Origin of the sequence: uncultured Phenylobacterium sp. (assembly GCF_902826855.1) — a bacterium.
Lineage (GTDB): Bacteria > Pseudomonadota > Alphaproteobacteria > Caulobacterales > Caulobacteraceae > Phenylobacterium.
The window spans coordinates 1-7,017 of sequence record NZ_CADEGK010000159.1 but is presented as its reverse complement, the minus strand read 5'-3'; the positions used below and the strand labels follow the sequence as shown (position 1 = coordinate 7,017).

Sequence of the window (7,017 nt, the reverse complement as noted above, 5' to 3'; positions counted from 1 at the left end):
CGCCGCCCTGCGCCAGAATCTCCAGCGCCGGGCCGCCGGGATAGGGCAGGCCCAGCGCCTTGGCGATCTTGTCGAAGGCCTCGCCCGCCGCGTCGTCGATTGTGGAGCCCAGCCGCCGGCAGGCCCCGACGCCGTCGACGCTCAGGAGCTGACAGTGTCCGCCCGAAACCAGCAGCAGCAGGAACGGATAAGCGACGTCGCCGCCCAGCCGCGCCGAGACCGCGTGGCCTTCCAGATGGTTCACCGCCACCAGCGGCAGGCCGCGGGCCAACGCCACCGCCTTGCCGAACGACAGCCCGACCATCACCCCGCCCACCAGGCCCGGTCCTGCGGTGGCCGCGACGCCGGTGAGGTCGTGATAGCCGAGCCCCGCCTCGGCGAGGGCCGCCTCGGCGATCGCCTCGATGCTTTCCACGTGGGCTCGGGCGGCGATCTCAGGCACCACGCCGCCATAGGGCGCATGCGCGGCGATCTGGCTGCCGACGATCGAGCTCAGCACCTCGCAACCGCCGTCGGCGTGGCGGCGCACGACCGCAGCGGCGGTCTCGTCGCAGCTGGTCTCGATGCCGAGGACCGTCTGGAAGGCAATGTGGCTGTTGGTCATCCGGTTGCCGGTGGCGGCGCGCTCCTGTAGCAGCCGCATACGCTTTTCGTTCCCGCAGGTAGACCGCCGCCCGTGCCCACGCAACAGCCTGCCCCCGGTCCTGTTCGCATCGGCGCCCGCGGCTCCAAGCTCAGCCTGGCCCAGGCGGGCCACATGCAGCGCCGCATCGCCGCGCTGCTCGGGGCAGACCCTGACGATGCCATCGCGGTGGACCGCGCGGCGCCCCTGGTGGTGATCACCACCACCGGCGACCGGATCCAGGACCGCCGGTTGCTGGAGATCGGCGGCAAGGGCCTCTTCACCAAGGAGATCGAGGAGGCGCTCATTGCGGGCCGCATCGACTGTGCGGTGCATTCGATGAAGGACATGCCGGCTGCGCTGCCACCGGGCCTTTGCATCGCCGCGATTCCCGAGCGCGAGGACCCACGCGACGCCTTCCTGAGCCGCGACGCCGCCACCCTGGAGGACCTGCCGCAGGGCGCGCGCCTGGGCACCGCCAGCCTGCGCCGCCAGGCGCAGTCGCTGCATCGCCGGCCGGACCTGGACGTGCAGATGCTGCGTGGCAACGTCGACACCCGGCTGGCGAAGCTGGCGGGCGGCGAGGCGGACGCGATCCTCCTGGCGTACGCGGGCCTGCGCCGCCTGGGCCTGCACGACCAGGCGAAGAGCCTGATCGATCCGCGCGAGGTCCCCCCCGCGCCCGGTCAGGGGGCGCTTGCCATCGAGACCCGTGACGCCGATCGCGACCTGCCCTGGCTGGCGGCGCTGCGCTGCGAGCCTACGACCCTGTGCGTCGCCGCCGAGCGAGGCGCGCTCATGGCCCTGGAGGGGTCGTGCAAGACCCCGATCGGCGCGCACGCCTGGCTGGAGGGCGGCTCACTGCAGCTGATCGTCGAGGCCCTGTCGCCGGACGGGACGCTCCGTTACCGCCGCGCAGGCTCGACGGAGGTTTCGCAACTGTCCGACCCGATGGCCTCCGCCCGCGACCTTGGCCTGTCGCTTGGCCAGGCGGTTAAGGACGAGGCGGGGGACTCGATCGTCCTCTGAAGAGGCGCATTCGCCTTCATTCGTGGACAACGTTGACCGCGCTCGCGCCGCCCCGCTTGCCAAGCGGACTGAAGCGGCGACAGAGTTGCGCGATGGCGGGACGGCGGCAGAGGATCTGGATCACGCGGGCGCAGCCCGGCGCGGACGCGACGGCGGAGCGGGTGCGCGCGCTGGGTCATGACCCCGTGGTCGCGCCGCTGCTGGCCGTCCAGATGCTCAGCGACGTAGTGGTCGACTTGCGCGGCGTGGGCGCACTCGCCTTCACATCCGCCAACGGCGTGAGGGCCTTTGCCGACGCCAGCGGCGAGCGAGGGCTGAAGGTGTTCGCCGTGGGCGCCGCAACGGCCCTGGCGGCGCGGCAGGCCGGGTTCAAGTCGGTGCTCTCGGCGGACGGCGACGTGGAGGCCCTGGCCGAGGGGATCGCGGTGCGCCGCGGCGAACTGCGCGGCGCAGTGCTGCACCCGGGCGCGGCCGAGCCGGCCGGCGACCTGGCAGGGGCCCTGGAGAAGCACGGCGTCAATGCCCGCCGGCTGGTGTTGTACGAAACGGCTCCGGTGGAACTGGCGGCCGCAGCGGCTGAAGCGCTGGGCAAGAGCGACGCGGTGCTGTTGCACTCACCCCGCGCCGCGCAGGTGCTGGCCAAGCTGCTGAAGGCGTATCCAGCGCCCAAGATGCGAGCGCTTGGGCTCTCCAAGGCAGTGGTCAAGCCGCTGGCGCGCGTTCCGATGGCCGGCAAGGTCTTCCCGCCCTTTCCGTTGGAGGGGGCGCTGCTCAACCTGATCGAGCGGCGGCCGTAGTGCCGACCGGCGAACCGGAGTTGCCGGACGAACTGGCCTCCCATCGCCCGCGGCCGTTGCTCGGCCCGGCCTTCTGGGCCGTGCTCGCGTGCGCGATGCTCTGCGTGCTGGCCGGCGCGGGCGTCGCGCTGCTGGGCCCGAAGGTGTGGGTGGCCAAGCCGCCCGCCGCGGCGCCGGGCGAGGTGAAATAGCCGCCTTGCCCCGCATCGTGTACCTGACGCCCGCGGCCTCGGCCACGACCGGCGGCAACAAGGTCAGCTTCCGTCACGTCGAGGCCCTGGTCGGCCTAGGGTACGATGCGGTGGTGCGCGCCGCGGGTGGCGGCTCGCCGGACTGGTTCGAGCACAAGGCGCCCGTCGAGGTTGCCAGCGGGCCGCCCGGCCCCGACGATATCCTGGTGTTCCCAGAGGACGCCGCCGAGGCGATGGCGACCTTCGCGGATGTCCCGAACCGCAAGGTGGTGTTCTGCCAGAACCCCTACATGGCCGCCGCCCAGGGAATCGGTCGCCTACCCCCGCAGACCCGCGCGCGATACCGTACCTTCATGGCGTGCAGTCCGGGCGTGGCGCTCTGGATTTCCCGCTACCTCGACCACGACCTCATCGGCACGGTGCCCGCCTTTGCCGATGAGCGGCTCTTCGTGCCGGCGCCCAAGACCCGCACCATTGCGGCGATCCCGCGCAAGCGGCGGCAGGAGGCCCTTGCCGTGCGGCACATGTTTGGCCGCCTGCATCCGGGGGCCGACGCCTGGACCTGGGACGTCATCGCCGGGCGCACCGAGGCCGAGACTGCCGCCGCCCTTGGCCGCGCTTCGGTTTTCCTGAGCCTCGCCCGGCTCGAGGGGATGAGCATGACCATCCTGGAGGCCATGGCCTGCGGGTGCCTGGTGGCCGGCTTCACCGGCATCGGACCGCGGGAGTACACGACCACGATGAACGGCCTCTGGGTCGGAGAGGACGACTGCGAGGCCGCGGCCATTGCGCTGGCGCGGGCCTGCACCATGGCCGAACAGGACGAAGCCGGCGCGCACCTCATCCGACACGCCGCCCGCGTCACGGCCGCCAAGTGGACCCATGCAAGCTTCGTGACCGCCCTGGACCTGTTCTGGCGCGAGGCCATGGGCGTCACGCCCGCGACCCGCTGACGCTTCCCAAAACCGCCAGTCGAATGTACAAGCCCGCTTCCCGGAACGGGCCGCCTTAGCTCAGCCGGTAGAGCGGCGCATTCGTAATGCGTAGGTCAGGTGTTCGAGTCACCTAGGCGGCACCATTCTTTTCAATGACTTAGAGACATTCTGGGAACAAGCTTAAGCAGGCTAGGTCACACATAGGTCACAGAACGACACGGTTCCAGGCCGTTTCACACATTTGCGTGAGGCCAGTCATCGCTGCTTTTGGCGGCGCGGAAGCCATCGCCGAAAGGCGAAATCGTCCTCCGCGAGGTGTTTCAGGGCTCACGTTAGGCGGCGCTGAAACCACCTGAAGATTTCTTCCCGTGCAGTCCTCGTCAATGGATCTGACCCTCTCGGGTCGACCGGCCTCGTCGCCATCGAAGTCCTGCTCCAAGGGGTCACGGGCAGCGTTGCGCGGTCAGACATCGCGGACGAGGGACGCCGGGCGCGAGGATTTCAGAGACTGGCATGCTACTGGTAAGCAGCAGCGCGGCGTGGGCGACGGAGAGCGGACGACGTGTCCACGCGGACTTCACCGCGCACCGTCAGGAGAGACTATGGGTCACGTCGCGCTGAAGCCTGTCCGAAGGCGCCTTCTCCTGTGTGTCGACGGTGTTGCTCTGCTGTCGTGTGCGCAAGTCGAAAACGGTTCGCCTCCCACAAGCCGACCGCAGCCGCAGCGCAGCGGATCCGTCTCCGGGTGGTCGCCGGTTCGTGGGCCTGTTCTCGTCCAACCCGACGGGGCCGGACTACGTCGTCACCCTGGCGACCAAGGCAACTGGTCCGTTGCGCGATGTCAGCCAGACCCCTCAACCGGCTCGGCGATTGGCTGCGCATCGAGCAGACAGATCGAAGCTCGCACTCAACGCGGCACGCGCACCTGCCGACGCGGACCGTCGTGGGATGGGGGACAGGGCCCGGGGTCGCGACACTGAGCATCAAGGCCCCAATGCGGAAACAAGCCGCCTGGCTCGACAGCCCCAGCCTCAACACTGGGCGGCGAGAGGTCGTGATCAGCGAGAGCTGTGAAGCGTCTCCTGGCATGACCCCTTCAAGGCCCATGTCGCTTCGTCGCCCGATTCACCGAGGCTTTCCGTCAGACCGTGCCCGGACTCGGCAAAGCTGTCGGCGGGCCGATACAAGAGGAGGTGGATTGAGGTCGAGCGCGGTCGAGTTTCCCCAAGCGCGTGCCCCTGACCGGCAAGGCGATGGGCGGGGCCTCTGCGCGCGTGAGATGGTCGCTGGTGGTGGCAGTCGCCGCCCATAGACAAGCCCTCGCCGTCCGCAGCTTGTACAGGCATACGCCGTCCGTCTGCCGTGTCTTGCCTACTGAGGTGAAGTCGAGTTCCGCCGGACGTTGCCGGGGGACCACGCCTTGCGCGCATGCCTACCCTTCGAGGTACGTGTACTCCGGCCTGGCATAGGTCCCAACGATATCAACGTTGTAGGTCGCACCGTCGGCGAGGTCGGTGAGGAAGGCGGCGTTGGATTTCGCATAAACGCCGAGGTCGGCCTTCTCCGCCTCGGCGAGCAACCAACCCACCATTGCGGCCTTAGTCCCGATGCCGTCGGCGCCATCACCGCCGTAACTTGCGAAGTAGAGGTCCCGGCCGCCCGACAGGATGGCTGCGACCTTGGCGTCGGACGGGGCGGCTCCGAAGATCTCGCCGTAGGCCTTCTTCGTTGCCCCGGCCAAGCTGAGAGCGGCGTATTCGGCCGTGAAGAGGACTTTGCCCTCACCGAACGTTCCCAAGCCAACTGCGAAGTTGATGTAGCGGTTTTCGAGATTGAACGACTGGAAGTAGGCACTGTTGAGGTTGTTCGGGTTGGGGCCACCGGGCGAGACGAGATAGTCTAGACCGGCGGCCGTGGGGATTTCTCCGGTGAAGAACTGGTAACTCAGCGTCGCCACCGACGTGGTAGCGTCTGCAGCCTGAACCAGGCGTGCGATCGCCTCATCCTGAGTGCAGTCGCCGGCGGCGAACTCCCGAGTGACGTCATCGATAACCAGCGCGGACGTGGATCGGAGGATATTGGCCGCGGCCGTGTCGAAGACGGCGCTGGTGCGGGCCTCGACAAACGTGAGCCGATAGCTACCAACCTCGTCGTCGAAGGATTTCACAGCGAGATAGAAACGCCCAGACTCCGCAGCAGCATAGACGCCGGCGCTGTTGAGCGTCGCCTCGTCGTCGTCCCATGTGGCCTCATAGGCCAACGCTCCATCGCGGACGCTAAACAGGCCGAGTAGAGGGTCGACCAGTGTGCCGGCGTTGGTATCCACGCCTTCCAAATAGAAGCGATAGGAGCGGCCGGCCAGGAGATCGACCCTGAAGAGATCCACGTCTTGGGCAAAATCGATGTTGCCCATCAGCGGTGCGCCAAGCGAAACGGCTCCTGCCGACTCTTGGGTTTGCCCAACGTCGAGCGCCAAGGCTGAGGAGAAAGTCCCGCCGATCAAGCTTGCCTCCATACTACGCGAGGTGTTGCACCCTGCTCACTCATAGGTCCGAGCGACTGAACAAGTCCTTCACGTCTGGTCGAATGGATGAGGGCGTACGTGCGACATGAGGCTGCCATTGATCAAATTCAGGCAAGGCAATAGCAAGCCGGACGGAAAAACCGCAGCGGGGATTTCGGGAGGACATTCAGAGCGGGACGCTCTGTGGGTGGGGCTGCCAACGATTTCACGCATGCCAAGCCAGCATTTGCTGATCAACCGGCGCCTGCGGGCGTTCAGGACTCTTCGGACGGCTCTGTGGCACGGAACCCGCGATAGGTCCGACGAGCACGAAGTCAGGAACGCAACCGCTTCGGCCCGGCAGTCGCGCACCCAGCCGATTGCAACCGCCGCCCGGCCCAGACCGTTTTGCGCCGCTCGGCTCCGCGCAGATCGCGGGTCATCACGACCCGCTTCGCAAGATCGCCCGAGCCGGGATCCCGCTCAGGGGCGGTCGTGGAACTCGCGGCGGGGCCGACCCTAGCCGCAGCCAGGTTCGGAGCGATCCGGCTCTTCGTGAGCCAGGTCAGCGACGACCAAGCCGCCAGTCCAAGCCCTGCCGTGCGCTTCGCCGCGCCATTTCTGCTCGCGGACGTTGGGTGTGTACTGGAGGTCGAACTCGACCAGGCGTTCGCCGCGGTAGAGCACTTCACGCCACCGTAAGACCTTACCGCCGAACGCTGATCGCCTTGCTTTTGTCTCGTGCAAATAGACCCAGCCGCCGACCAGAGCCTGCGCGGTCTCGCGGCCTAGGTTCCAGAAGCCCGAACGATAGCGGCCCCTGACAGGATCGATGGGACTCAAATTCTTCAGTAGGGCGCCCTCGCGGCGACACACCAAGTGGATCGCCTGCATGCTAGGACGTTGACCCGGGCGCCTTGCCGGGGCCCAGGTCCGTCCC

The 7,017-nt window shown here is 67.9% G+C and carries 6 protein-coding genes, 1 tRNA gene and 1 pseudogene (1 of these 8 only partly in view); 5 read left to right on the top strand and 3 right to left on the bottom strand.

The annotated features are described in order from the left end of the window. Nucleotides 1–604: pseudogene (tsaD, locus tag QZV94_RS18515) on the bottom strand (tRNA (adenosine(37)-N6)-threonylcarbamoyltransferase complex transferase subunit TsaD); it reaches 485 nt to the left of the window's first position. 72 nt (nt 605–676) lie between these two features. On the opposite strand from tsaD, the gene hemC reads away from it, so the two are divergent. The 5 genes from hemC (at nt 677) to QZV94_RS18490 (ending at nt 3,717) form a co-directional block, all read left to right on the top strand. Next, entirely contained in the window at nt 677–1,651 is a 975-nt protein-coding gene (gene hemC, locus QZV94_RS18510; RefSeq protein WP_293680159.1) for a hydroxymethylbilane synthase, read from the top strand. A 92-nt stretch (nt 1,652–1,743) separates the two neighbouring features. Beyond that, nucleotides 1,744–2,448 carry a uroporphyrinogen-III synthase gene (locus tag QZV94_RS18505; RefSeq protein WP_293680155.1) on the top strand — a complete coding sequence of 235 codons (705 nt, stop codon included), beginning with the start codon at nt 1,744–1,746 and terminating at the stop codon, nt 2,446–2,448. After that, nucleotides 2,448–2,639, top strand: coding sequence for a hypothetical protein (locus QZV94_RS18500; RefSeq protein WP_293680152.1), 192 nt, complete (start codon nt 2,448–2,450; stop codon nt 2,637–2,639). The genes QZV94_RS18505 and QZV94_RS18500 overlap by 1 nt, the downstream gene beginning before the upstream one ends. A gap of 5 nt (nt 2,640–2,644) precedes the next feature. Then, nucleotides 2,645–3,592 carry a glycosyltransferase gene (locus tag QZV94_RS18495; RefSeq protein ID WP_293680150.1) on the top strand — a complete coding sequence of 316 codons (948 nt, stop codon included), beginning with the start codon at nt 2,645–2,647 and terminating at the stop codon, nt 3,590–3,592. Between the two features lie 49 nt (nt 3,593–3,641). Further along, nucleotides 3,642–3,717: transfer RNA gene (locus tag QZV94_RS18490), tRNA-Thr, on the top strand. 1,289 nt (nt 3,718–5,006) lie between these two features. Here QZV94_RS18490 and QZV94_RS18485 read toward each other — a convergent pair. Continuing rightward, nucleotides 5,007–6,077: a hypothetical protein gene (locus tag QZV94_RS18485; protein WP_293680149.1), complete on the bottom strand. Its 1,071-nt coding sequence runs from the start codon at nt 6,075–6,077 to the stop codon at nt 5,007–5,009. Between the two features lie 519 nt (nt 6,078–6,596). Then, the gene (locus tag QZV94_RS18480; RefSeq protein WP_293680147.1) at nt 6,597–6,971 is read right to left on the bottom strand and encodes a hypothetical protein; all 375 of its coding nucleotides are present in this window, start codon (nt 6,969–6,971) and stop codon (nt 6,597–6,599) included. Nucleotides 6,972–7,017 lie beyond the last annotated feature (46 nt).

What these genes read in the sequence shown, in the direction of transcription:
- QZV94_RS18480 (WP_293680147.1), bottom strand. Translation starts at nt 6,971, where the DNA reads ATGCAGGCGATCCACTTGGTGTGTCGCCGCGAGGGCGCCCTACTGAAG.
- QZV94_RS18505 (WP_293680155.1), top strand. Translation starts at nt 1,744, where the DNA reads ATGGCGGGACGGCGGCAGAGGATCTGGATCACGCGGGCGCAGCCCGGC.